The organism is Methanoregula sp. (genome assembly GCA_026625165.1).
Lineage (GTDB): Archaea > Halobacteriota > Methanomicrobia > Methanomicrobiales > Methanospirillaceae > MVRE01.
The window spans coordinates 122,268-146,649 of sequence record CP112999.1 but is presented as its reverse complement, the minus strand read 5'-3'; the positions used below and the strand labels follow the sequence as shown (position 1 = coordinate 146,649).

Annotated in this window: 24 protein-coding genes; 9 read left to right on the top strand and 15 right to left on the bottom strand. The window is 49.3% G+C overall.

The window, feature by feature from the left end:
- Nucleotide 1: 1 nt before the first annotated feature.
- Together OS112_00785 and OS112_00780 are read right to left on the bottom strand one after the other, a co-directional pair.
- Nucleotides 2-322, bottom strand: a complete 321-nt coding sequence (locus tag OS112_00785; protein ID WAC05194.1) for a hypothetical protein — start codon at nucleotides 320-322, stop codon at nucleotides 2-4.
- 12 nt (nucleotides 323-334) lie between these two features.
- Nucleotides 335-496 carry a hypothetical protein gene (locus OS112_00780; GenBank protein WAC05193.1) on the bottom strand — a complete coding sequence of 54 codons (162 nt, stop codon included), beginning with the start codon at nucleotides 494-496 and terminating at the stop codon, nucleotides 335-337.
- 168 nt (nucleotides 497-664) lie between these two features.
- Between OS112_00780 and OS112_00775 the strand changes: the two genes are divergently transcribed.
- Both OS112_00775 and OS112_00770 read left to right on the top strand, forming a co-directional pair.
- Nucleotides 665-877, top strand: coding sequence for a hypothetical protein (locus OS112_00775; protein ID WAC05192.1), 213 nt, complete (start codon nucleotides 665-667; stop codon nucleotides 875-877).
- 64 nt (nucleotides 878-941) lie between these two features.
- Nucleotides 942-1,808 carry a universal stress protein gene (locus tag OS112_00770; GenBank protein WAC05191.1) on the top strand — a complete coding sequence of 289 codons (867 nt, stop codon included), beginning with the start codon at nucleotides 942-944 and terminating at the stop codon, nucleotides 1,806-1,808.
- A 176-nt stretch (nucleotides 1,809-1,984) separates the two neighbouring features.
- On the opposite strand, the gene OS112_00765 is transcribed toward OS112_00770, so the two are convergent.
- From OS112_00765 to OS112_00735, 7 genes are read right to left on the bottom strand one after another with little or no spacing between them, the layout of a single operon-like run.
- Nucleotides 1,985-2,428, bottom strand: coding sequence for a hypothetical protein (locus OS112_00765; GenBank protein ID WAC05190.1), 444 nt, complete (start codon nucleotides 2,426-2,428; stop codon nucleotides 1,985-1,987).
- Entirely contained in the window at nucleotides 2,425-4,230 is a 1,806-nt protein-coding gene (locus OS112_00760; protein ID WAC05189.1) for a hypothetical protein, read from the bottom strand. The genes OS112_00765 and OS112_00760 overlap by 4 nt, the downstream gene beginning before the upstream one ends.
- Nucleotides 4,227-4,838, bottom strand: a complete 612-nt coding sequence (locus tag OS112_00755; GenBank protein WAC05188.1) for a V-type ATP synthase subunit D — start codon at nucleotides 4,836-4,838, stop codon at nucleotides 4,227-4,229. The genes OS112_00760 and OS112_00755 overlap by 4 nt, the downstream gene beginning before the upstream one ends.
- A 1-nt stretch (nucleotide 4,839) precedes the next feature.
- Nucleotides 4,840-6,132, bottom strand: coding sequence for a V-type ATP synthase subunit B (locus OS112_00750; protein WAC05187.1), 1,293 nt, complete (start codon nucleotides 6,130-6,132; stop codon nucleotides 4,840-4,842).
- A gap of 1 nt (nucleotide 6,133) precedes the next feature.
- Nucleotides 6,134-7,870, bottom strand: coding sequence for a V-type ATP synthase subunit A (locus tag OS112_00745; GenBank protein ID WAC05186.1), 1,737 nt, complete (start codon nucleotides 7,868-7,870; stop codon nucleotides 6,134-6,136).
- 10 nt (nucleotides 7,871-7,880) lie between these two features.
- Nucleotides 7,881-8,411: a DUF2764 family protein gene (locus tag OS112_00740; protein ID WAC05185.1), complete on the bottom strand. Its 531-nt coding sequence runs from the start codon at nucleotides 8,409-8,411 to the stop codon at nucleotides 7,881-7,883.
- A gap of 6 nt (nucleotides 8,412-8,417) precedes the next feature.
- A complete protein-coding gene (locus tag OS112_00735) occupies nucleotides 8,418-9,029 on the bottom strand; it encodes a hypothetical protein (protein WAC05184.1) in 612 nt (203 codons plus the stop codon).
- Nucleotides 9,030-9,868: 839 nt separating this feature from the next.
- Between OS112_00735 and OS112_00730 the strand changes: the two genes are divergently transcribed.
- The 4 genes from OS112_00730 to OS112_00715 all read left to right on the top strand — a co-directional run bounded on the left by OS112_00730 (nucleotide 9,869) and on the right by OS112_00715 (nucleotide 15,557).
- Nucleotides 9,869-11,401 carry a hypothetical protein gene (locus OS112_00730; GenBank protein ID WAC05183.1) on the top strand — a complete coding sequence of 511 codons (1,533 nt, stop codon included), beginning with the start codon at nucleotides 9,869-9,871 and terminating at the stop codon, nucleotides 11,399-11,401.
- A gap of 120 nt (nucleotides 11,402-11,521) precedes the next feature.
- Nucleotides 11,522-14,536: a PKD domain-containing protein gene (locus OS112_00725; protein WAC05182.1), complete on the top strand. Its 3,015-nt coding sequence runs from the start codon at nucleotides 11,522-11,524 to the stop codon at nucleotides 14,534-14,536.
- Nucleotides 14,537-14,706: 170 nt separating this feature from the next.
- The gene (locus tag OS112_00720) at nucleotides 14,707-15,036 is read left to right on the top strand and encodes a hypothetical protein (protein WAC05181.1); all 330 of its coding nucleotides are present in this window, start codon (nucleotides 14,707-14,709) and stop codon (nucleotides 15,034-15,036) included.
- Between the two features lie 191 nt (nucleotides 15,037-15,227).
- On the top strand, nucleotides 15,228-15,557 hold the full coding sequence (locus OS112_00715) for a hypothetical protein (GenBank protein ID WAC05180.1): 330 nt from the start codon (nucleotides 15,228-15,230) through the stop codon (nucleotides 15,555-15,557).
- A 69-nt stretch (nucleotides 15,558-15,626) separates the two neighbouring features.
- On the opposite strand, the gene OS112_00710 is transcribed toward OS112_00715, so the two are convergent.
- From OS112_00710 to OS112_00685, 6 genes are all read right to left on the bottom strand, one after another.
- Nucleotides 15,627-16,790: an aconitase X catalytic domain-containing protein gene (locus OS112_00710; GenBank protein ID WAC05179.1), complete on the bottom strand. Its 1,164-nt coding sequence runs from the start codon at nucleotides 16,788-16,790 to the stop codon at nucleotides 15,627-15,629.
- A gap of 5 nt (nucleotides 16,791-16,795) precedes the next feature.
- Nucleotides 16,796-18,031: a UbiD family decarboxylase gene (locus OS112_00705; GenBank protein WAC05178.1), complete on the bottom strand. Its 1,236-nt coding sequence runs from the start codon at nucleotides 18,029-18,031 to the stop codon at nucleotides 16,796-16,798.
- Nucleotides 18,031-18,579 (bottom strand): UbiX family flavin prenyltransferase, encoded by a 549-nt coding sequence (locus OS112_00700; protein WAC05177.1) that lies wholly within the window; start codon nucleotides 18,577-18,579, stop codon nucleotides 18,031-18,033. Before OS112_00700 ends, OS112_00705 begins: the two co-directional genes overlap by 1 nt.
- Before the next feature lie 79 nt (nucleotides 18,580-18,658).
- Nucleotides 18,659-19,102, bottom strand: a complete 444-nt coding sequence (locus OS112_00695; protein WAC05176.1) for a hypothetical protein — start codon at nucleotides 19,100-19,102, stop codon at nucleotides 18,659-18,661.
- 15 nt (nucleotides 19,103-19,117) lie between these two features.
- Nucleotides 19,118-19,588: a hypothetical protein gene (locus OS112_00690; protein WAC05175.1), complete on the bottom strand. Its 471-nt coding sequence runs from the start codon at nucleotides 19,586-19,588 to the stop codon at nucleotides 19,118-19,120.
- 204 nt (nucleotides 19,589-19,792) lie between these two features.
- Nucleotides 19,793-20,992, bottom strand: coding sequence for an HD domain-containing protein (locus OS112_00685; protein WAC05174.1), 1,200 nt, complete (start codon nucleotides 20,990-20,992; stop codon nucleotides 19,793-19,795).
- A gap of 48 nt (nucleotides 20,993-21,040) precedes the next feature.
- Between OS112_00685 and cofD the strand changes: the two genes are divergently transcribed.
- From cofD to OS112_00670, 3 genes are all read left to right on the top strand, one after another.
- On the top strand, nucleotides 21,041-21,940 hold the full coding sequence (cofD, locus tag OS112_00680; GenBank protein ID WAC05173.1) for a 2-phospho-L-lactate transferase: 900 nt from the start codon (nucleotides 21,041-21,043) through the stop codon (nucleotides 21,938-21,940).
- A gap of 67 nt (nucleotides 21,941-22,007) precedes the next feature.
- A complete protein-coding gene (locus OS112_00675) occupies nucleotides 22,008-22,949 on the top strand; it encodes a PEGA domain-containing protein (protein ID WAC05172.1) in 942 nt (313 codons plus the stop codon).
- 226 nt (nucleotides 22,950-23,175) lie between these two features.
- Nucleotides 23,176-24,363, top strand: coding sequence for a HEAT repeat domain-containing protein (locus OS112_00670; GenBank protein WAC05171.1), 1,188 nt, complete (start codon nucleotides 23,176-23,178; stop codon nucleotides 24,361-24,363).
- Nucleotides 24,364-24,382 lie beyond the last annotated feature (19 nt).

The following is a 24,382-nucleotide window of genomic DNA, read 5'->3' as shown; positions in this document are numbered from 1 at the left end:
CCTATCCCATTGAGACAGTTGTCACGATATTCCGGATCGCTGGTTCTAAATTACGTTCCGCCTCTGCTTTTGTTGCCTTTGCCTCCTGTATGCCCTGACTTCTGAGCTGCTCAACCTCCTGTCGTATGATTTCCATCTCTCTTTCGTATAATTCCCGGGCTGCCTTTTTCCCCTCCCTCTCTGAATTCTCAACCATTTCAGAGGCTTCTTTTCTTGCATTCTGGATTACTTCTTCGGCTTTCCCGCGTGCCTCATATATTTTGATGCTGAACATCAGCTCCTTTTCACGAACCTGCTGCAAAACGGATTTTTCCGGCACCATCTACAATCCCCCTTATAACCCCCGCATTTTTTTTAAGTGTGAGGTCAGACCGTGGTTCTGGTGCGAATTTTTTGTTATGGTGATAGTCTCTTTCGGGTTCGCCCGTGCTTCAATGATTCGCTCCCGGCAACGGCCTATCGCTCCTTTTTTCAACTTCTCGATGATCTCGGTCATATTGGTCGGCATAGGCAGATTTCAATTATAATCGCTCTCACCTCTACTGTCCGTAACGATAAATGTTTCTCCTTAACCAAATCTGCCGGATCAAGGTGGCAATCCGAACCTGTTTGGGTTCAACCCCGGAAACATGGGCGCGTGATACAGGACGGTGGGAGAGTTAAAATGATCGGGAAATCAAACAAAAAAATTTCATTGGAGCGAAATGTTTCCTGCTCCATTTATCAGATAGGGAATAACGATACATTCCACCCCATAATGACCCTGTGTCCTGAAGCATACCGGTATTGCATAACGTTTCCGGGCTGGCTTAAGGGTAAACCAGGTAAAATATCCAAAGATACCATTAAAATATTGGAGGCAGTAGGAAATGTTTAAAAAAGAAGACCCCGCAGTACGCTATATGTGGCAGGGTCAGGTAGTGTCTATCAGGATGTAATTTATGTTTGAAAAAGTGCTCTTCCCCACGGATTTTTCAGAATATGCAAAGAAGACGCTTGACTGCATCGCCGGTTTTCCGGGAGCCCGTGATGTCATCCTGCTCCACGTTGTCGAAGAGGCCAGATCTCCGAGGGGGGGTGGAAAGATAGGGGATATATTCTACCGGACCGGCGAAAATTTCCTCGAGGAAGAGAAATACTATCTTGAAAACCTCAGCAAAAATCTTAGGGTGACAACGTCGGTAAAGATCTCATCTGACACCGCCGGAGCAATTATCGAAACAGCCGAGGAAAGAGGCGTTTCCCTGATTGTTGTAGGTGCACGGGGGAACAGCCTTGTGGATGGGATCCTTCTTGGCAGCGTATCAATGGGAGTTCTCCGCCAAAGCAGGACCAATGTGCTGATTATGCGCCATAAAATTATCGAGAAGATAAAGGGGAAGACCTATGAAATGTTCTGCCCGATGATACTCTCCCGGATCCTCTGTCCGATTGATTTCTCTCAATACTCTGACCGTGCGATATCCCTTCTCAGCACGACAAGGGGGGTGGGGGAGGTCATTCTCCTCCATGTGGTATCTCAGGGCGAGACTAAAAGGGAGATCGAGAATGCGGTCCTGAAGTCAAAGGAACAGGTGGAAGCAATCCGCAGCAGTGTTGCTGCAAAGGGCATAAAAGTCAGGGCAATTGTAAAGTGGGGGGATCCCCCCCTCGAGATCATAAGAATTGCCGATGAGGAGGACGTTTCAGTCATCTGGATGGGCTCCCATGGAAGAGGCTGGTTCCGTGAACTGATGCTCGGCAGCACAGCGCATACGGTGGCTACGAACGCAAAACGGCCGGTAATCATCATCCGTACGCCGGAATAAATGGGAACGATGGAGGCTTGACTTTCCGGATGATGCCGGTACGGCAGTCATCGGATTTGTCCCGGAAGCAGTACGATAGCAAATATCATCAGTCCTCCGATGAGAAAAACAAAGATAAAGGTCTTCAGGAGGGAGGAGCGCATGGTGATCTTCTCCCCTACGTCAAAAAAAGGAACTTATCCTCCGGCAAGCTTACTCAAAATGCCCAAGGTAAACGCCATCACCAGCAGGGCCACGGTCTCGGTTATGCCCAGTATGATCATGTAATTGCCAAATCCCTTGCCGGTTTCTTCCATGGCGTCGCAGGCGCAGGCAGCACATTTACCCTGAAAGTAGGCAGACAGGCCGATACCCATACCGCAGAAGGCACCGATACCCACAAGGTACTGGCCCTGAGCAGCAAGTTCATACATCCCGTTCATGACGATCATTCCATAGATCGTCTGGGTAAGCGGCGCACCGACAAAAGCAACGAGCATAAATGCCGCCGGCTTATTCTGGCTGTACTTCTTCTTCCATGCTCCAATCGCAGCCATTCCGGCAATACCTGCTCCGGCAGCAGAACCGCAGGCAGACAGGCCGAGTACCAGACCCATTCCCAGATCACTGAATTGTATCATACGATGTCCTCCTGTTCATTCTTTAATGGCTTGAATTCCACCCCGCTCCAAGCCACATTCGCATGTCCCGAAAATTCAAGCACATTCAGCCTGACACCGTGCACGAGTACTGACATCAGTCCTAACATGAGGTTTAGGCCATGACCAATGATAAGAATTACGACACCTGCCACAAGAGCTACGACACCATTTCCGAATCCGGATGTCCCGGATGCCAGGGTGTTCGCAGTCTCTGCTATGGCGAGAGTTGCCAGCCCAACCGCAAAAAGCCGTACATACGAGATCACATCTGTAATGTTGTTCATAAAGCTCAACACTATCGTCCCAAGCCCTTCTCCGATGGCTCTCAGAATATTTGGTTGGGGGTTTGTAAATAAAATCACAAGGACAACCCCTGTAACGACCAGCCATATCCCCCACGGTGGAAATGCTTCTCCCAGGACTAACGTATTGGCCAGGAAAAATGCGGTCCAGAGGATGCAGATATACCCCACATCAGCTAGCGCTTTCAGCGACGGAATTTTCAGGTATGCCCGCCATGAATGGGCAATAGATAAATGCAGCGCGCCGATAAAGAAGCAGAACGTTTGTATGAAGGTGGGATTGTTTAACTGGGGAACCAGAGGTTTAAACCCTAAGTTCAGCAACCATGTCTGACCAAAGAAGGTACCAGTCAGAACACCCCACAGTATTGCAGAGGAACTTAAAAGAAAAAATAACGAAATAATGGTTTTTATCTCAGTATTCAGCTTCATCTTTTTCCATAACCAGATCGTGATCAGGAGCGTGATTAAAGAATAGGCCATCCCATAACCGGCATCACCGATAAGAATGCCAAAGAAGATTGCAAAAAAGATCAGAAACGGCATACTCACATCAAGTTCGTGATATCCGGGTGTGAGCCCCAGAAAACCAAGCACAGGCTTAATCATACTGACCCATCTGGGATTTCGCAGGAGCGTCGGTACATTATCCCATTCGGAAGGTTCGGTGATGACAATCCCCCATTTCCTACTTTTAGCTTTTGCAATGAGATGCCCTTCTGCGTCAAATGGGATGTAACCGGTTACATAGCTGATTGCCCCTTCTTTCCCCATGCCGTTTACTACCTGCTGCAATTCAATTTCTTTTTTTAGTTTTGTCCTGACTCCCGAGAGGTCATCATAAAAACAGGCGCATTCAATAATCTCCCCTTCAATCATTTCTGCAGCCTTAATATCCTCGGCCAGCCGCTCTTTAAGCAGAGACAGGCTTTGCTTTGGCGGAAGAATTTCTAAAAAAGTGCATTCGAACGACCTTTGGGATATCGCGACGCAATGAGCACTCTCGCCTTCCGTAAATATCGTTTTCACCATCACGTCTTTTGGAAAACTCTTGATCTCTTTTACCGGTACCTTGAAAAGTTTAAGGTAAATGCCGTTTTGGTTAAGGTACTGAATCTGGTGGAGATCAAAATCACCCCATCGCGCCCACTCATTGATCTGACCGGTGATGTTTCTAAAAGATATCTCCAGTTGTTCCTTTCGCCTGCCCAGTCCGATGATGTGGCTGGCAACCGTCACCCAGTCCCCGCTGATTTTCTTCTGCGGTTGTATGTTTTTCTCTATCTCAATCACCGGGTTTAAGACTTCAAACGAAGAATCAATCAGGGTCGCTTTTTCCTGGAGCGCAGAAATATCTCTGTCCTGTGGCTGAATCTGGTGCTCAACGTGCAAAACCCCTAATTTACTCAGATGTTTTATTGTTGCTTCTGAGTCTTTTGTTTCGATAAGGACAGTGGCTTTTTTCATCGGAACAATCATACCGCCACCTCCTCCAGATTAGCTTTTTCAATTTTATTTTTGGCAATTTTACTGCGGCCCACGGCATTGGTCATCTGGTCCCCGATATAGATTTTAATTGTACGGATTGCTTCTTTTGCCCCGGGGATTTTTACCTTTTCGAACAGGTTGACGCGCTGCGTGGTAATACGCAATTCATGCTGAAGAACAGATATTCCCTGTTCAATGACCCTTATCTCTTCCAGTAAAGAGATCATATCCTTTATTGTTTCCAGCACGGCATCCACCCAAAGAGGTGTTAAGAACAGGTCATACTCTGCCTGCTCAAAATCTGCACGTTCAAAAACCGGCACATCAACCCCGGCAACGTTCTTGTTTACGGCAATGGTTTTTTTAATGATAAGCCATTGCCTGATTTCGGGTGCCTCAATTAAAAGCCCGGACCAGTTTTCCGCTGATTTCTCCTTTACGGACAGCGAATTCTTTCTCTTTGCCAGAACATTCTGCTGGTGTACAATCTCAAGCTGCAACAGCTGCTTTTTTAGCTGCAGGGTGGGCAGATACCTCTCGTACTGATGCAAGGCATCTCTTTGTCTTTTAAGCTCTCCCTGAGTAAGTTTTATTTTCATACTATTTCGGCCAGTGCTTGTCTATCATGGATCTCTTAATCCCGGTTTCGTCGGGCGAGAAACAATCGTGCAGAATCTCCCAGCCCAGGTCCAGCGCTTTCTCTAACGGGATATTCACCTTTAGCGACATCATTTTGTCTTCAAAGAGTTTTCCGTATTTAAGAAGCTTGATGTCCCAGGCACTCATCTGAAACCCCATGGCCTGCTTTTCCTGCGTTTCGCGGTAATCGGCAAAAAGCTGGATCATGGTATCCATAATCGTCCGGTGGTCATCACGGGTTTTGCCGTTGACCTGCTGCTTCAGACGGCTTAAGGACCCGAATGGCTCAATCACGGCGTTCTTAAGGTAGAATTGACCCTCCGTAATATAGCCGGTATTGTCCGGAATCGGGTGAGTTACATCATCTCCTGGCATCGTGGTTGCTGCAAGAATAGTAATTGAGCCTGCGGTATCAAAATCAACTGCTTTTTCATAACGCGCTGCCAGCTGGCTGTACAGGTCGCCCGGGTATCCCCGGTTGGAGGGGATCTGCTGCATGGTAATGGCAATCTCTTTTAACGCATCGCAGAAATTACTCATATCCGTCAATAATACCAGTACCCGTTTTCCCTCAAGGGCGAAATTTTCTGCAACCGCCAGACTGATATCCGGAACAAGCAGGCACTCCACGACCGGATCGGCTGCGGTATGCATAAACACAATCGAATGGGAAAGAGCGCCGTGTTCTTCAAGGGTGTCTTTAAAGAAAAGGTAATCGTCGTATTTTAAACCCATGCCGCCTAAAATGATGATATCGACTTCCGCCTGTGTTGCTATGCTTGCCAGTAATTCATTATATGGCTCGCCGGCAATGGAAAAAACCGGGAGCTTCTGGGACACAACCAGGGAGTTGAACACATCTATCATGGGTATTCCGGTACGAATCATCTTGTCCGGTATAATTCTTTTTACCGGGTTGACCGGGGGGCCGCCGATATCGATGAGATTATCAGAAAGTGCCGGCCCGTTATCCAGCGGCATACCGCTCCCGTTAAAAATCCGGCCTAAAAGAGTTGTACCGGTGGCGATTCGCATCGGGTGTCCCAAAAATCTGACTTTATCGCCCGTTGAAATGCCGCGGCTTCCTGCAAAAACCTGTAAAAATACTTTTTTTCCGTCAAGGCGGATGACCTGGGCCAGGGAAGTTCTCCGCCCTGTCGTCACCTGGGCCATCTCTGTATTGCCTACGTTTTCTGCCTCGACAGTAATGACGTCCCCGGCAATCTGAATTATGTTGGTATATAATTTCTGCATGCTAACCTTTCTTTAACCGCTTGAGCAAAAACGCCCTGATTTCTTTCTCAGTTTTCTCATATTCTTCACTCTGCCAGGGAGCGGAATTCCATCCCTTAAAAAGTTGTCTGAGCTGCTGAAAAAAATGTAAAGCCGTACCTTTATCTTCAACGAAAAATTCCGATTCCATAATGCGGTATATAAAATCAAAGACATATATCTGCCGTTCTCTTGGAGTAGCTTCATCAACTGCGTCAAAGGCATTCTGCTGCAGATAGACAGAATCAAAAAATTCCCCTTTCAGGTAGTCTGTGTAATCGGAAAGCGAAGTCCCTTCTTCTCCGACAACTTTCATCATCTGTGCCACATCGTTACCCTTGCGCAGGATCCCGTGCCCCCGCTCCTCCTGTTTCTCATCAATAAAACTCCTGTACTTGCTCCAGCTGATTAACGGATCGATTGCCGGGTATCTGCGGGCATCGGAACGGCTGCGGGAAAGCCCGTGGAATGCACCTACTACTTTCAATGTTGCCTGGGTTACCGGCTCTTCAAAGTTTCCGCCTGCAGGGCTGACTGCCCCGCCAATTGTAACCGAACCGGTAGAGCCGTCATATAAACGCACCACACCTGCCCTTTCGTAGAAAGAGGCGATGCGCGACTCCAGATATGCGGGAAATGCCTCTTCTCCGGGGATCTCTTCGAGCCTTCCTGACATCTCGCGCATGGCCTGGGCCCAGCGGGATGTGGAGTCTGCAAGTAAAAGTACGTTAAGACCCATCTGACGGTAATATTCGGCAATGGTTACTGCCGTGTAGACGCTGGATTCCCTTGCTGCTACAGGCATGGAGCTGGTATTACAGATAATCACGGTGCGGTCGCTTAATGGCCGGTTGGTTCTGGGGTCAATCAGGGCAGGGAATGTCTTTATTGTTTCAACTACTTCTCCGGCACGCTCGCCGCAGGCGGCAATAACTACCACATCAACTTCGGCATGCCGGCTGGTCAGTTGCTGCAAAACTGTTTTCCCTGCCCCAAAAGGACCGGGAATGCAATACGTCCCTCCACGGGCCACAGGAAAAAGCGAATCTATAAGCCGCATCCTGGTAACCAGAGGTTCGCCGGGCTTGAGTTTCTCGGCATATGCCTTGATTGGGATTTTCACAGGCCAATGCTGGCTTAAATATACAGGATGGATTTTTCCGTTAGGCTCTTTTATCTGAGCAACCGGCTGGCGGATAGTGAAACTGCCGGCATTTTCAATAAAAACAATTTCAAAATTTCCCGATAAAGAAAAGGGGACCATGCAGTAGTGCCTGAAAATTTTTTCGACCACAAATCCGATTTTATCCCCGGCCCGTACTCTGTCCCCGGGTTTTACCAGAGGAGTAAAATCCCAGACCCGGGTATCAGAAAGCGCCTCGATATATACACCACGTTTTAAGAAAAAGCCGCATTGTCTGGCAACCTCAGGCAAAGGATTCTGCAGGCCGTCAAATATCTGGCCGAGCATCCCCGGTCCCAATTCAACCGAAAGAAGCTCTCCGGTAAACTCAACCTCTTCGCCGATTTTTAAACCGCTGGTTGCCTCATAGACCTGCATCTCCGCAAGGTTGCCGTGCACACGGATGATTTCTGATTTAAGCCGCTCTCCTGCGTGCAGGATATAGGCAACCTCATTCTGCATGACCGGAGAATCGAACCTGACAGTGACCATGTTACCGTTGATTTTGGTAATACGGCCTTTTCTTGGTGCTGTCATTTATTCTCCGTTAATGCTGTAAAGCTTGTTTAAGCAGGATTGTTCTGTCTGCATTGTGTATTTTCTCCCATCGTTCCAGTATCGATAACTTATAGGCATAGGTTATCAGAAAATCCAGATCAAAATAATGGCCTGTTGCCAGCTCGTCCAAAGCTTTCCAGCGTGTTTCATCCAGTGCCTTCTCGCGCTCAAGAACAGAAGTATTGATGGTCGCTGCCACAATTGCAGGGGCAAGGGAAGAACTGCTGGAGCCTTCAGGGCGCAGGTATGTCGCAGGCTCAACGTGTTTTCTGGTAGCACGTATCTTAACCAGTTCATTTCTTAAGGCAACATCGAACCCGATCCATTTCCGGATAATCCTGGGTCTTCTGCCTTTTGTAAAATATTGTTCGGGTTGCGGGAGGGCACGTAACAGTTGAAAATCTTCTGTTGGGATTAGAGGGCGACATATTTCAAGGAACCGCTCAAAAGAGAATGGCGGCTTCATTCCGAAATGCAGCATCGGCAGGCTTGCGATTAAATATGTATAAAGATCTGCCATCTTATTTCATCCCTTGATTGCCTCCTGAAGAGTCTTGTTTAATTTCGGTTTGAGATATGTACCGATATATTCTGCCAGGGCTTTATCGGAAAAATCATAGCAGGATTTTCCATCATCAAAACTTATGGTAAAACCACCTGAAATTTCTTCCGAAGACCTCAAAATAATATTTTTCTTCGTTTCTTCTTTCAGTTTGTGCAGGAAATGTTTTTCTAAGGCATCCAGGTCCTCTTTATTCAGAAAAACCGTAATATCCCTAATTTCCCCGGCGCCATATTGCTTTGCTGCTCCGGATATAAGGTTGAATATTGCCTCTGGGGTTAAAGCCTGCCGGATTTCCCAAACCATAATGCTCTCAAGCATCGAGGTAATTTCTTTTCTTAAGGAAAGAAGCATGTCCCTTCCTGCTTGGGCAAGCCGGACCTTCTCTTTTTCGTCTTCACGGCCTATTCTGTCCTGAGCGGCAGCAATAATTCTGTCTGCCTCAAGCCTTGCATGAGCAAGAATGTCATCGGCTTCTTTTTTTGCCGCAGCCTCTATCTCCTGAGCCTTTTTTTCCGCAGCCCTAATCCCTTCCCGATTGATTTTTTCGATCAGGTCTCTTATATCCTCAGCCATATAAAAACTCCTTAATTTTTATAGTATACCAGGGAAGTGCAAAACAATTTTCTCAGGTCGATCCCGTTTTGGGACATTTCCATCCCAAATCATGAATAGTAGGAGTATTGCGTGATGCTATTAAAAACTGGTGATTTTACAAAAATGGACTCCTTGTGAAATACCGTATGAACAGCGATTGATATAGAGCATCAGCAGGAAAATATTGTTTCCCGTCGATAGTACATGGATACTTCAATTTTGAAGAGGGTGGGTGTAACCAACAACGGAGGCCTGTGATGTTCAAATAAGTGTTGGTTCCCACAGATTTTTCTGAGCCCTATAAAAAACCCAGTCGATATCTTACAAGGATTCTCTGGATGAAGGAATTCTTTTTCGAGAATACAGTCAATGCAATTATTCACATCAAACGCGGTTGGATCCTTGGAGGTCCATTAGACTGAAGAAATGGGAGAGCGCATCCAGTTTGTATCGAGGTCAAAAGAGGACATGGCAAATCGTCTCCGGCTGGCCAAGGGCGTCGACCTTCCATAGGGATAGACGGGGCAGTGCCGGACAAGGTTAAGAAGCTTATTTGAGTAGTGAAGTGAGATCATATTTCAAATCTTTTCGAAAGATTCTATTTTATTTTCAATATTTTTGGTTATTTACGTTCCCAATACCTTTTAAGGAATATTCCAAAATCCTTGAATTATCCCTTAAAATGCTGATCTTAAATTGCTGATTATAATTATAGAAAAAATTTATCAACCCTGAATGAAAGTATACATTGATCCGATCTATCTTTCAAACAACTGTATTGTTATTATGCGGATCGGCAGGAAGGGAGGTAATGATCGATGTCGGACAACTTCAAAATGAGGGATACTGTTTCAGGCTCGATGAAAAAACCAATGGTGGCTGACAGAGGTTTTGTAAAGAAAGTGTTTGGTGACGGAGGTTGGACAGAAAATCCAAATTGGGATAAAGATAATGAAAAATCCCATTGTCATATTGGTGCTGCAAATCCTTTCGTTGTCGCCCGGATGATCCTTGGATATGAGGTCAATCTCATTAAGGCGGATCGGGAATTGATCCAGGCTTTTGGAATGCCGTATAATCTAATATTTAATTCCAAAAACAATGCACTAATATATTCTCCCAAATTGGTAGCAAATAAACTGATGGAAATCATGAAAAAAAGTTCTTTTTCATCAGGCTCATTTATGGCATTAAATCCAATCCTCTTTTTCTTACCCATGTTTGCTACAAATGCTCAGGTTGGAGCCGCGGCAAAAAACAGGGGAAGTCCTAAAAAAATTCAAAAAGCACCGTCCAATCCTTCGTTTGTTTACCGCCCGGCGCCAGCTGATGAAAGACAGATGATTAATGATTGTGTGCAGGGAGCCAGTATTGATTGCTATTTTATTGCTGCTCTTTATTCAAACACATGGATGAACTATACAGCAATTGGTGCAGCAAAATGCCCCTTGGATCTGACCAATGAACCTTTTACAATCAGATTTTATTATAAAGATTTGAATGGAGTCAAACAGTCTTATGACAGCAGTGTTGACTCAAGAATTATCCTTGATGTGAACAATCTGCCGGTATATGCTTCGCCTACGGAGCAAAATGAGAGCTATCCTTCAGTATATGAAAAGGCATACGCGAAATTCCATAACTTTCTGGTAACTAACCAACTCCTCCCAAAACCACTCGTTTCAGATCTGATGTATGCACCTGATGGATCCCCTATTGAAGGGCGGCAATCCGGAGATCTGGATATTGGTACTTTATCCGATGGGAGCCCCCTCAATTCCCTTTTCAATCTGACCGGGAAAAAATATGATTTCAGCACAAACAATATTACGAATTTTCCCTCAGCATTTCTCATCCGCGATATAAGAAACAATGACAATCCTATTCTGAAAATACCAAATACAAACCCGGTTCAATACATGCACAGTTATGATATCCTAATAAAATACAATGCTGTAATAAATGGCAATTCTTCAAAGACCAAGTACCCGACAGTTGCATGGACCTACGATCCCGGAAATCAGATTCCTGATGACCCGATTCCTGGTGATGCCAGTTATTCTGACACTACCATCGCATCCAGACATACCTATTCTGTCCTCGGAACCCTAACAAACGGTGCTGGTAAATACATAGTCCTCCGCAACCCATGGGGAAAGAATTATGCCGGAGATATTACTGCACTGGGATGGGACAAACTCGCAAATGGTATCTGGACCCCCAAAGCAAATATTACTCAATATCTTGGGAAACTACAGGATAATTCTATCAGAACCGATGGTCTGTTCGGTCTTAAACAGGAATGGTTCGAGTCCACATTCCAAGGAATCGGATGGGTGAGGTTTACATGAAGGGATCAGGTTATGGATCCTCAAAGAAATACTAATTTTTCTCTTTTTAAATTCATAGTTACAACCTTAGTATTTTCCCTGCTGGTTAACGGGCATGTCCTGGCAGTCGGTACTGAAACGATGATCTCTACGGATCTCCAGATCCATTCAAATATTAACCCGGCAATCGGCGATCAATGGATCGTCTGGGAAGATAATTCAAACCAGTCAATTATTGCCTATAATTACCAGACCGGTGTCGAAATAACGCTGCGAAAAACACTTTCGTTTGCCAAAGAGCCCGGCATCAGTGGTGATCGCGTTGTCTGGTACGAATGGGATGGTGTGGGGACTTATGACATTTATTACACGGATCTTGATTCCTATGACGGTACCACAAACCGCCTTCCACTCACTGGTGTTTCACAGAAAATACATCCGGCAGTCTCCGGTAACAAGATTGTCTGGGAGAATGTTACCGCCGGCCACTCAGATGTCGACATGTTCGACCTGACCGGGGGCAACTGGCATATCCTGACGCCGGGTACAGGTGATTCTGACCAGACATGGCCATCCATCGGTAGCGACAGGGTTGTCTGGCTTGATAAGCGAATGAATGCTGAGGGGGATATTTATATGATTGATACCGGATCTCCCCCTCCATGGCCAACCACTGAAATATTTAATGGTGGGGGATTAACGCAATTTCCTCCGGTTATCAATAGCGATCTGATTGCATGGTCAGGTGATTCGGGTGGGGGATCTTTCGATATTTTCAAGTATGACCTATCGGTCGGTGGCCCTGCACAACAGGTTACTGTAGCAGGTTCCAACAAGATCTCTCCAGCTGTATGCAGTACTTATTTGATCTGGATGGATGATCAGATTGTCGGGGACCCGAATTATGATCTTGCATTTTTCGATTCGTCCCTTCCTCCTGAATTAATAATAACAACCACGAGTTCACTTGTTCGTAACTCTATTCCTCCGGACTGGAAACCCGGATTGAACTCAGACAACCATATCATCTGGCAGGACGACCGGGGAGCACCAACCCAGATTTACATGTATACGTATGGAACTGTTGTCTCCTGCCCGGCAGCCCTCTACACTGAAAATATTACTTCGGGGGCACCTCCTCTGGCAGTTCAGTTTACCGATGCTTCAACAAATTCACCAACCCACTGGCTCTGGAAATTCGGCGATGGAACAACCTCAACAGCACAGAGCCCGGCTCACACATTCTCCACAGGAGGTACGTATGATGTTGAACTGACTGCAGGTTCACCGCACTGCCGTAATACAACGACCGGTGCTTTGGTCCATCGCATATCCGTTGGTGCAGCGCCAATTCCGAGTATAATTGGAAGTCCGCGGGAAGGAATAGCCCCTCTCACGGTGGTCTTTAACGGATCAGCAACCGGAGCACCAACAGGCTGGGCATGGGATTTCGGAGATCTTGGAACCTCCACCAATCAGAATCACACATATATTTACAACACACCGGGGAGGTATTCTGTCTCACTGACCGCCACGAATATCTATGGGCCGGGTGTCACAACAGAACCAAATTACATCATAGTCAAGGCCGGAGCCCATTCCCTTGCCACAACTAATATTGCAGGGCTCACGGCATCCACAATTGGATCAAACCAGCAAATAACGATAAATTCCGGGGCCATTCCATCAGTTAATCCAGATCCAACGATTCTCATAACACGCCCCCCTGATGTGTTTGGCTGGCAGAACCTGACGCTGGTTTCAGATTCAGACGGATTCTCATTTACAGCCCCGAATTATATAGGAAATATCACCCATGTGATTCTCCAAATAAAGGATCTTACTCCAACAGGATTTCCCGCAGAAATCGGTTCAAATCTCCCGGTCAACTATGAAATGCACCACAACAGGTATACTATACCTGCAATGTTGTATTCAGAGATCTGGAACGGGACAATACCTACGGATAACACGAATTTTGAAAACATTATCCAAGGATCGGGATTCAGTTCCAAGAATGTTGCATACACCCTGAATACCACCAGATCTGGTATTACTGCACCATCTCATGCTTTTGTAAATATGAGTGTGGCCTCAGATTGGGTACAGGGTTCAACGTCACTTCCTGATGGACGGGATAAGACCTTTGTTATTATGATGGGCTGGGATACCTGCGACAAATTGTGGGGAACAGTTCTCAAACCTGTATTTGTTGGTCATGATGGCGTTAATAATTTAGAATTCTTCGAAGTTGAGATACCTTCCCAGATTTCTTATATGTCCAAATTTGCCCTCGCCAAGCTCTCCGGCTCCGGCAACGTCTTTCAGATGGCCTATCTTGGTGCCACGGACCATTCCGGAGCAAGCCAGCAGTCTGCCGGTTCTGAGTCCGGAGCCGATACGGGCGACGGGAAGAGTACGGGGCAGGGTCTTGGCTCCCAGCAGAACCAGCCGTCGCAGAACCAGCCGGAGGCCAATCCCGCTGCACCAACTGCAAAGAGCGCCGACCTCTATATCAACGATCAGGGGGTGGTGACCCAGACAACAGTGCTGGAATCTGCTGACCAGTTCGCAACAATCGCCATTGGTCAGGGGGTGACCGCATTTGATTCTGGCGGCAACCCCCTATCATCAGTAAGCATCGAAACGCTTTCTGTTCATCATATTTTTGGGATGCCATCTCCGAATACTCTCTCGTTTGCAGGGCTTGCTTATAACTTCCAGCCAGACGGCGCTACATTTTCACCATCAGTCACGATCACCTTTACCCCCCCCAATGCCCAGTGGAGCCAGCAATACACTATTAGTCAATTCGATGCAAAATCAGGATCATGGATCGATCTTCCGACAACCTATGACACCAAATCCGGTACAGTCTCAACTTCAGTTTCCCATTTCTGCTGCATCGCACTTTTCTCCAGCGCAATACCGTCAAAAGTCCCAGTCACAGCATCAGTAACCATGGAGGTACCTCCCGAAACAATCCCGACCCCCTCACCGTCAAGCCCGTTAGGGATTTTCTATAATATGGTGATATTTATTGCAGGTATTGCGGTTAAAAACCTGTATCTGATATTGATTATCATAGCGATTATTGCTATCCTATACCTTAAAGGAAGGCGCGGGAGGCTTGACAAAATCCGGTATAAATTATAGAACAGAACCTTCTTCCTGCACGCTGCACCAGCCGTATTCAGCACCGATCCGGTTGCCGGCAGATGGTACTTAATCATTCCCTGAATGCAGAACCGGCATCCGGAATCAACATTATAATAAGGGAAAACTATTTAATTGGAGTCGGAATAGTATGGTGAGGATGGGGACATATGCCGGATGTGACCAGCGATGAGCGGGGCAGGAGAATTTTTCAGATCCATAAGGAGAGGGCCGTCGAAGCGGCACTGGAAAAGATACGCCGGAATGTCGGATCCGGTTGGGCGGCATTCTCCCAGCAGGACATCAAGACGCTGACCTATATCCTCGGTGAGACCTGGGTAACCGTGGAGAGGCGAATCTGGGAACAATCTTCCTTCACGCGGCTGACAATGGATGACCTGGGTGAGATCATCGGCATCGGAAATGACGTAACCGGCCGGAAAATGAGGGAGGAGGAGGCGATCAGCAGGATCTGCAGGATCCTGAACCGGTCGATCTGATGGCCGGGCAGCTGGATTGCCGGTTTGTCCCGGGATCGCCTGTGTTTATGGAACAGTGACGGCGGATTAATCCGGTTTTCCTGTTGGTTGCCGTTGATCAGGCAGGTATCACGTGCCAAAAAGGTTTTCATGTAGGATGCTGATGAGAGACTGACCACGATTTTGTGGGGGAAAAACTGGGGACTGATGAGATGCCGGATGTAACACAGACCGAAGTGGGGAGGAGGATGTACCATCTCCACCGGGAAAAACGGGTTGAGCAGGCGATCAAGAAGATCCAGCATGGCGTTGGGCCGGAATGGAGGTCGTTTACGCAGGATGACATTGCCATACTCGGCCATTTACTGCAATGCACCTGGAATGTCATTGACCAGAAGATCTGGGATGATATCCCCTTTGCCCATACGACCAGGGATACCGTACAGAAAATACTTGATTACGGAAAGGATGTCCGCCCGGGGAAAAACCCGGAACCGGCCGCAATTGAGGAAATTAAAAAAATTCTCATGAATCTTAAGTGATCAATATCCGGTTTATTTCAACTCTATGCTATTGATTATCCGGAGAATTGACCGTTTAATTAACCATTTTCAGGACGATGCAACTTCAACGCATTCCTCAATTGTCCCGATCCGTGCCACCGCCCCGCACATGCCAGGGACATACGACAGCGCTTTGCCGCTGTTGACCATTATGGCGGTGTACCGTTCCATGACGGGAGAGACCACCATGCAGGTATCGGCATAGACACGGGCGCCGCTTTTCTCGATGGAATCCACCGTCCTGCGGTTCCTGCTGATAACATCCTGCGCTGCAAAGATATAGAATGGCTTTTTTACCTTTTTTCCCCTGAGCAGCCGATCCGCTGTTTTTAATTCGCCGGACGAACAGTGCGGGCAGCCCACCGCAACTGCATCAACATGGATTTCAGAGAAGAGCCTGTCAATTTCCTGCCTTTCAACCTCGATCTTCTCAAGGCCGGATGTATCAAAATGCACCAGCCTCGCTTCGGGAGTCGCTCCTTTCACATGGTAAAGCGCCACCGCACCGGTTGCCGCCATGGCAGCACCAAGTGCTTTGAGCCTGTCGCGGTCCGGACGGATCCCGCAAAAAAGCGGGGTGCGGTTGCCGGCAAGTTTTCCTGCGAGATACCCGAGGGCACCGTAGTGTGCGACAGAGGCTTCCCTGCCCACCCCATGAACTTCAATCACCACCTGAGGCTTCCGGTTTTGTGAGAGGTGGAACCCATAGCACGGTGTTTTGCCGATAAGGGCAGCGGCAAGTGCTCCGGGCCCGCCTTCCCGGTTCGTCCGGGCTCCAATCACCGAGTTTGCATAGCTGACTGCAGATGACTCAGACCATGCGAGGTGATCGCCATATTCCGGTGCATGCAGGTAATATGGAGTGCAGGTGCATTCAAGCCGGATCCCGAGCCTTTCATATGCTGCAATGACCGCCTGCTGTTTTTTTGCAAAATCCGGTTCCACCCCCATCTCCTGCCAGCGCCCCCTCGGCATTCCGATGGGGTTTAAGATCGCAGGGACAACTGCCCGTGCATCGAGATGCTCCAGCCATTCAAGCCCGTACTTTCCAATCGTTTTGTACGATGCCCCGCTCACCTGCACGCTCGTGACAGGGACGAGGCGATCTGCGCCAAAGACCGTGCCGAGCGCGACAAGGATCTCCAGCATCTCCTGCTTTGTTTCACCCTGCTCGCCCGCAAGGATCTCTTCGTCCCCGGGTTCAAGGTCCACGGGCTTCACCACGTAGCGCGCCGGAACTCTTCTTCCCGCCCGAGGACCATCGTTGCATCGACCCCGACCTTGACATTGGTACCGTCCTCAAGCTGGCACGGGTCAAGCGACGAACCCCGCACCCCGGTGATCACCATGACGTCCCGGTCCCCGCTCACCCTTGTTGCTATTGCATATTCGACATCTTCCGGATTGGAGGGGTCGATATCTTCATCGACAACGATGACATGCTTGAGCGAGGTGTGGGCGGCAAACGCTGCCATGATCGCATTCTTCGCATCGCCCTGCGTGCTCTTCCTGATCTGGATTACTGCGTGGAGGTAACCGCATCCCCCCCGGGTCAGGACAACATTTTTGACCTCTGTCACCCCGGATACCGCACGGTAGATCTTTGGTTCGTACGGGCAACCCATCAGCACCTTGTGCTCGTTGCCGCCCGGAAGAATCCCATGATAGATGAAATCGCGTTTGAGGTGCATGCCGGTGAACTCAATTACCGGCTCGTGGCGCACCGGGTCATATGTCCCAGTGATATCCACAAAAGGCCCCTCTTCTGCCCGTTCTGCACCGATAAAACCCTCGAGCACAATCTCGGCATCGGGAACAAGCACCCCGTTGCTGCATCGCTTCACCTTGATCTTCCCGCCAAGGAGCTCCGCGGCATATGCCAGTTCCATGCCCTCGGGCACACGGGTGCAGCAGGCAAATGTCACGGCCGGGTGCGTGCCGATGACCACCGCAATGGGCAGACGCCCGTTTTGTGCAAGCGCTTTTTGGAGCATCACGTGCGTGTGCCTTCCCTCAACAAGGCGGGAGGCAACGCGCTGGTTATCCAGTATGAGCATCCGGTGGATGGATGCATTTTCAATGCCCCCGAACCGGGAGAATACGATGCCTGCCGTGACATATTTCCCGGCATCTTTGGGGAAATGATGCATCACAGGAATTCGGGAGAGATCGGGTTTTTCCATCGCCAGCGTACCATTATTGACGATCCTGCCATCGAACTTTGCATCGACAAGCGCTCTGACCATAGCGGTCTCGTCAATCCCCAGCGCGAGGGACAGGGCTTGACGGTTCGCGGTTACGTTCATGACCGCGCGTCCGCCGTCAATATTGTGGAAAAAGAGCAGCTTATCCGTAGTGCCCGCCATTTTTGCGGCCTGCATATCCGTTGTGCAGGGCTCGTGGACATCGATCACATTGCCCTGCTCCCGCATTTTCTCAATAAAATCACGCATCACAAACCACCCCAGCGTTCGGTGAGCTTGTGTTCAACCCCAAGGTGGTCGAGCACGCGGGACACCACCATATCCACCATATCATTTATGGTCCTGGGGTGATGGTAGAACCCGGGGCTTGCGGGCATGATCAGAGCACCGGCATTGTGTGCGGCAAGCATGTTATTGAGGTGTATCCCCGAGAGCGGGGTTTCACGGGTAACGAGGATACACTTCCTGCGCTCTTTCAAGCACACGTCTGCGGTCCGGGTGATGAGGTTGTCTGCATACCCCTGCGCGACTGCGGCAAGCGTCTTCTGGCTGCAGGGTATCACCACCATCCCGTCATACCGGTACGACCCGCTTGCGATGTCAGAAAACATCTGGTTGTTGTCATGATAATGTGCTGAAAAACCGGAGAGGTCGACACCTTCGTGGGCAGCAATTCTTTTTGCCACATCCGAGATGATGATGTGCACCTTTGCATCAGTGCAGAGCACTTCCAGCAACCGGCGTGCATACAAGGATCCGCTCGCACCCGTGACTCCAACGACAAACTCTTTTTTCATTGTTGCTCCCGCTCTTGATCTCATACCATTGTCAGAGCCGGAACCAAAAAGAGTTTATGCCGCTGAATTTTTTTTAAATTTATTTTTTAGGGGGGGCAAAAAACCTGAACCGTACCTGTGCTTCCTCTACCTTCCGGGCATGGTCCGGGTTGAGGTCGCGCCTTGCTTCAATCACGAGCGTGTTTAAAATATTGTGGAGCCGCAGGGCGTCAAATTCCTTTCCCAGATGCTCATTTAAAAAGTCAAGGAGGTCGTTGGTGCTCTTTAACACCCCGGAACTTGCGATCAGGTTCAGGCGGTTCACCGAATAGGCAAGGTTCTTTTTTGCAATATCGATCCTGTACTGGTCGTCCCCGGCAAGGTTGAGTTCGGTGACCGCGTGGAGCAGTTCGCTGTACACCAGCATCTTATACCTGCTCTCGATTACGCGGCGTTCCTGTCTCTGGATTATGATGAGGGTGATACAAAACGCAGAGATTACGACGATCACTCCGCACGCGACTACAATCCAGTCTTCAAACATCCCAAATCACGTTACCTACGGGTTCCGCTTTGCGATATTGACGCTGACGCTGACACGGTTGCCTTTCATCTCAACCTTGTATGGTCCGGCGTTATACATCGGGTGCAGCTGGTGCTTTTCGAAATCATAGGTACGGCCATACCCGAAAGTATCCGTCTTTCCGGTGTCCATTTGCGTAACCTTCATCTCGAACCAGGTGTACTGCGGGTCTTCATTTGTCGGGTTGACGGTAAATTCGATACCCCAAGGCTCGTTTGTCGCCCGGAATTGTTCGGTATAGACATCTTTTTCACTCGTGAAGGAGTAGGGCGTGGGATGGCTCAAATATGATGCCCCCAGGGTAAACGATGTCGTCTGGGTTGGTGTGGGAGACGTGGTCGGAACCGGGGTTGGTGAAGGAGTGGCAACATTCTGGGTACCTGTGCATCCTGCCACAAGCGCCCCGAGAATGATCAGTCCTGCGATCAAAGGAACTAGGCTCTTCATATAAAGTGATTGTTTGCTTTCAGGGTTATATTACCTTTTTAGACTGGTTAAGTACCGGCAGGGAGACTGAAACTGTAACAATGTAGCATGAAAAAGTCCTGGTTTTTGCATCAGACTGGCAATGAAAATGAACCGGTTCTTATACCCGTCCGGCCTGATTTTTAAAAGACGTGCCTCAAAGGCCCGCCTTTCACCCCCGCTTTTTTAAAACAATGTGTCCTGACGGGTGGCTTTTTTCACATGGAGGATGTCTGCTGCAGATTGGGCAACCGGTTCCAGCTGCTCCGGCAGGGTATACACACCTAATCGCCACTGCTCTCTCCGGGTTTCGTTCAGAGTCCGAATTCTGGGGGTGATCTCCTCAAAATGCACAACAGCACTCCGGTTCTTCACGCGCACGTCCATTGACATATCTCCTGGAAATGAGGGGATATCGAGAAGAACAGTATGTGGTTGAACACCGGCACCTTCAGCAATTGCCGCTGCAAGTTCCCGGTTCTTTTTTAGGGATGGTGCCCGTGGATATGCCATAATATTCACCTGGTCTTGCCCGACATACAATGCCCGTTTGAACAGCTGGCGGAGGCAGATTCGCCCGGTCAGCATTTTGGAAATTGAATTTTTTGAACTTCTCAAAGAATGCATACAGCCCATGTCGTCCATGTGCAGCAATTGTTCCACGGGTTCATCGCCCGCCCCATCCAGGTGCTCAAGCATTGCAAGCTGGAACATGCTCTCCCCGATCCGGCTCACATGATGGAAGTAGACTGCAGGGCGCATCATCGTGCGTGCGATCAGGAGCGATTCTGCAGCATTGATCCCATTCTCGTCAAGGATAATCCCGTCATCTGTCCGCACCATGTTCCGTATAAGCCTCTGGGCATCGACCGTGCCGTAAGGGGCGCCGGTGTAATATGCATCACGGAGAAGGTAGTCCATGCGGTCGACATCAAGGTCGCCACGAATGATGCCTGAAAGTGGATGCTGCCCTTTTATGAGTGCACAGAGCTCCTCCGGATTGATATTGTGCTGTAAAAGTATGTCCCGTGTCTGACCTTGAACATACAATCCGATTTCATCATGGGTCCGGTGCAGGTATTCCTCCAGCAGGGGTTCGCTGGCATGGGAGAAAGGGCCATGCCCGATATCATGAAGGAGGGCGGCAGCCGCAACAAGCATCCGTTCAGCATCCGGGAGCCCGAACTTTTGTGCGGCAATATCGGAAAGGTACATCGTCCCCAGCGAATGTTCAAACCGGGTATGGTTTGCGCCGGGATATACCAGGTAGGAAAAACCCAGCTGGCGGATGTACCGCAAACGCTGCAGCGCCGGTGAGTCAAGGAGCTCGCGGGCAAAATCATCCAGTTCGATATACCCATGGACCGGGTCTTTTATGATCTTCAAGGAATCACTAAAAGAATCTTCATATACATGGGATAAAACTATTGAGTGATGATCACGTTTCTGTCGGGCGGCACGGGGACACCCAAGCTGCTCCGCGGCATGCAGCGGGTGATCGACCGTCACGAGATTTCGGTTGTCGTGAATACTGCCGAGGATATCTGGATCTCCGGCAACCACATCTCACCGGATCTAGACACGGTCATGTACCTCTTTGCCGGAATCCTGAATACCGACACATGGTGGGGTATCCGGAACGATTCATTTACAACGCATAATGAAATACAGCACCTCGGTATTGACGAATTCATCAGGATCGGGGACAATGACCGTGCCGTGCATATCGCACGCGGGGAGATGCTCAGGAACGGGATGCGGCTGACAAACGCCACCAGGGTGCTTTGTGACCGGTTGGGTGTGCGGGAAAACGTGCTCCCTATGACCGATAGTGATGTGACAACCCAGGTACGGACGGATATCGGGCTGGTCCATTTCCAGGAGTACTGGGTCCGTGCAAAAGGTGCGCTTGAGATCCGCGAGGTTGTGCGAAGCTATACAGAACCGCCGGTTGCCACCGAAGAAGTGCTCGCTGCCATTGAGGCAAGCGATACTGTTGTCATCGGCCCGAGCAATCCGATCACAAGCATCCTGCCAATATTAGAGTGCGAGGGGATTTGTCCGGGACTACGGGACAAATACGTGATCGCGGTCAGCCCGTTTATCGGAAATGCTCCCGTGAGCGGCCCGGCAGCGGCACTGATGCAGGCACGTGGTCTTGAACCGTCATCGCAGGGCACGTTCTCCTGCTACAAAGACCTGGCTGACGTTTTTATCCAGGATACCCTGGACCCGGTATATGTGGAGGGCTCTGTAAGGTTCGACACGCTGATGACCGGTGAGGAGAAAAGCATCGCCCTTGCACGGGAAATTCTCCGGCTTGCCGGAGCATGATCTCCCTGCCCCCCACCGGTTTTGGAAACCTATATAATCCTGCGCAATAACGGTTATCGTGGGAAACATGAGATTTAAAAATCATCTTCTGATTGTCCTTATCGTCATATTTTTTTGCGTTGTATTGTCGGGCTGCATATCATCAGACCAAAATTCAGGAAAAGGCACCCTAAATCTCACATCAAAACCTTCGGGTGCCGAAGTGTACCTGGACAACCAGTTCCGTGGAAGTACCCCATGCACGATTCCGGACCTGAACCCGGGAATGTATAATATCGAACTCCGGTTAAAAGGATACCAGAGCTGGTCAACTGATGTTGCGGTATCTTCAGGGATCTACCAGTTTAATGCCCTGTTAAAGCCAGCTGCACAGCAGAACATTGAAACCCCCTCTGATATTTCCCAACAGACGCCCCGGCCGCCGTTACAGGCCGGGGTTACTATCACTGCAAACAGAGAGGCAATGGTTATCGGCGACTCAATTTCCTTTTCAGGTACTGGCCCCGCCGGCAGCAATGTTCTCTTAACGCTGTATGGACCCGGGTATTATGCAAAGGGGGTCCTCCTTGACCAGCCGAAAACCAACGCTGTCGGTTCGTGGAGCTATAAGTGGAACCCGGGTTATTCTGTCCAGTCGGGCTCGTATACCATGGTGGTTGATGATCCCGAAAAAGTGTCTTCAGGCCGGGTTGAGTTTTCGGTTACCGGGGGAGGGGAAGTGACCATTTCTGCGAACAGGTTTTTTGCTTCAAAAGGGGATACGATAACATTTTCCGGCAGGTGCACCACCGGCGCAAAAACGGTGTTATTGATACTGGCGGGCCCTGATCGGTTTTCCTCTGGCGTGGAAATAAGTTCCCCTTCAGTAACGGCTGACAAGACCTGGAGTTATACCTACACATTTGATTCTTCCATGCCCGCAGGGTACTACACAATGACTGTAAATGATATCCCCCGGACAGCAACAAGCAATGTACAGTTTACGCTTGGGTCAAGTTTTGCATCCTGATCCATTTTTGCGTTCTTTTTTTCATACCTCTTGACCGGTGTAATCTATCTGCCCGGCTTAAGGTATCGTTTCACCGCATTTTGTGAAAAATAAGCAGGAAACATGACGGATTGGTGAAAAGTCCGATTAAATCATCCCATGGGTGAAATAAATTCTGCACAGGTACCCGATACCTATTTGAATGATTTTATACAAACTATCGGTACAGGAATATCGGAGGATCTCTATGGCAATTATAAAAAAATTCCTGAATCTTTTCAGGTCAGGGAAGCGTGAAGAGGAAGAGGAGAGGCTGCGCAGCCAGAAGGAGCGTTACGAGACCTTCCTCAAAGCACTCACGGAAGGCGACCTCGACACCCGCTGGAATGCAGTACGATCTGTCGGGGATCTGGGAGAACCGTTCATCGAACCTCTTATCCGCGGGTTAAAAGACGAGTACTGGATTATCCGGCGTGGTTCTGCTGACACTCTTGGCAAAATCGGTGCACCGGCACTCGATCCCCTTATCCAGGCATTGACCGAACCTGCTGATGATGTCAGGCAGGAGACAATCCGTGCGCTTCTGCTCATTGGCGAACCTTCATTCGGCCCCCTTGTTGCGGCGACCAAATACCCACACCCCCTCATCCGTCGCGGCGCAGTACAGGCTCTCGGCAATATGGGTGATGGACGTGCAGTATCCCCGCTTATTGAGGCACTCAAAGACCAGGACGCCGGTGTCCGCAGGGATGCGGCAATCGCACTCGGGAGGATCGGGAATGCACAGTCGGTAGGCCCCCTGATTGAAAGCCTCAACGATTCAAAAGAGCCAGTCCGGATGGCAGCGATGGCAACGCTCTGCGCTCTTGGCGACCTGTCAATAGAGCCGCTTATCCGGGCCCTTATCGACCAGAACGAGGATGTCCAGCGGAGAGCTGCCCTTGCGCTCGTCACAATCGGGGAGCCATCGGTGGAGCCCCTCATACGGGCGATGGGAGATGCAAACGCTGGCATACGGAAAGGAGCGGCCGAGGTGCTGGGGCAGATCGGGAACACAAAAGCAGTCCCGGTCATCATAGAGACACTCAACGACCCGGACCGGGCTGTCCGCACCGAGGTCGTCAAATCTCTTGCAGCGATCGGTGTGCCGACAATCGCCCCCCTCATGCAGGTCTTCCGCGAGGGCGACCTTATGGTCAGGACCGGCGCAATGGAAGCACTCTGGATGATCGGCCAGCCCGCAACAACCCCGCTCATCATGGTCCTCAAGGACAACCAGAGTGATGTCCGCAAGCGGGCGGCACTCCTGCTCGGCGAAATCGGGGATACAAAAGCAGTCGATCACTTAACCGCCCTGCTTACCGATGAGAATATGGCAGTCCGCAGGGAAGCGTTCGAAGCGCTCGAAATGATCAAAAAGAGGGGCGCTGCGTAATAACAACATCCGGTAAAAT

Coding starts and splice junctions, on each gene's coding strand:
- OS112_00780 (WAC05193.1), bottom strand. CDS start 496: ATGACCGAGATCATCGAGAAGTTGAAAAAAGGAGCGATAGGCCGTTGC.
- OS112_00690 (WAC05175.1), bottom strand. CDS start 19,588: ATGAAGAGCCTAGTTCCTTTGATCGCAGGACTGATCATTCTCGGGGCG.
- OS112_00720 (WAC05181.1), top strand. CDS start 14,707: ATGCCGGATGTGACCAGCGATGAGCGGGGCAGGAGAATTTTTCAGATC.
- OS112_00695 (WAC05176.1), bottom strand. CDS start 19,102: ATGTTTGAAGACTGGATTGTAGTCGCGTGCGGAGTGATCGTCGTAATC.
- OS112_00670 (WAC05171.1), top strand. CDS start 23,176: ATGGCAATTATAAAAAAATTCCTGAATCTTTTCAGGTCAGGGAAGCGT.
- OS112_00755 (WAC05188.1), bottom strand. CDS start 4,838: ATGAAAATAAAACTTACTCAGGGAGAGCTTAAAAGACAAAGAGATGCC.
- OS112_00765 (WAC05190.1), bottom strand. CDS start 2,428: ATGATACAATTCAGTGATCTGGGAATGGGTCTGGTACTCGGCCTGTCT.
- OS112_00715 (WAC05180.1), top strand. CDS start 15,228: ATGCCGGATGTAACACAGACCGAAGTGGGGAGGAGGATGTACCATCTC.
- OS112_00770 (WAC05191.1), top strand. CDS start 942: ATGTTTGAAAAAGTGCTCTTCCCCACGGATTTTTCAGAATATGCAAAG.
- OS112_00675 (WAC05172.1), top strand. CDS start 22,008: ATGAGATTTAAAAATCATCTTCTGATTGTCCTTATCGTCATATTTTTT.
- cofD (WAC05173.1), top strand. CDS start 21,041: ATGATCACGTTTCTGTCGGGCGGCACGGGGACACCCAAGCTGCTCCGC.
- OS112_00705 (WAC05178.1), bottom strand. CDS start 18,031: ATGCGTGATTTTATTGAGAAAATGCGGGAGCAGGGCAATGTGATCGAT.
- OS112_00725 (WAC05182.1), top strand. CDS start 11,522: ATGATCTCTACGGATCTCCAGATCCATTCAAATATTAACCCGGCAATC.
- OS112_00760 (WAC05189.1), bottom strand. CDS start 4,230: ATGATTGTTCCGATGAAAAAAGCCACTGTCCTTATCGAAACAAAAGAC.
- OS112_00785 (WAC05194.1), bottom strand. CDS start 322: ATGGTGCCGGAAAAATCCGTTTTGCAGCAGGTTCGTGAAAAGGAGCTG.
- OS112_00750 (WAC05187.1), bottom strand. CDS start 6,132: ATGCAGAAATTATATACCAACATAATTCAGATTGCCGGGGACGTCATT.
- OS112_00700 (WAC05177.1), bottom strand. CDS start 18,579: ATGAAAAAAGAGTTTGTCGTTGGAGTCACGGGTGCGAGCGGATCCTTG.
- OS112_00775 (WAC05192.1), top strand. CDS start 665: ATGATCGGGAAATCAAACAAAAAAATTTCATTGGAGCGAAATGTTTCC.
- OS112_00735 (WAC05184.1), bottom strand. CDS start 9,029: ATGGCTGAGGATATAAGAGACCTGATCGAAAAAATCAATCGGGAAGGG.
- OS112_00730 (WAC05183.1), top strand. CDS start 9,869: ATGTCGGACAACTTCAAAATGAGGGATACTGTTTCAGGCTCGATGAAA.
- OS112_00745 (WAC05186.1), bottom strand. CDS start 7,870: ATGACAGCACCAAGAAAAGGCCGTATTACCAAAATCAACGGTAACATG.
- OS112_00740 (WAC05185.1), bottom strand. CDS start 8,411: ATGGCAGATCTTTATACATATTTAATCGCAAGCCTGCCGATGCTGCAT.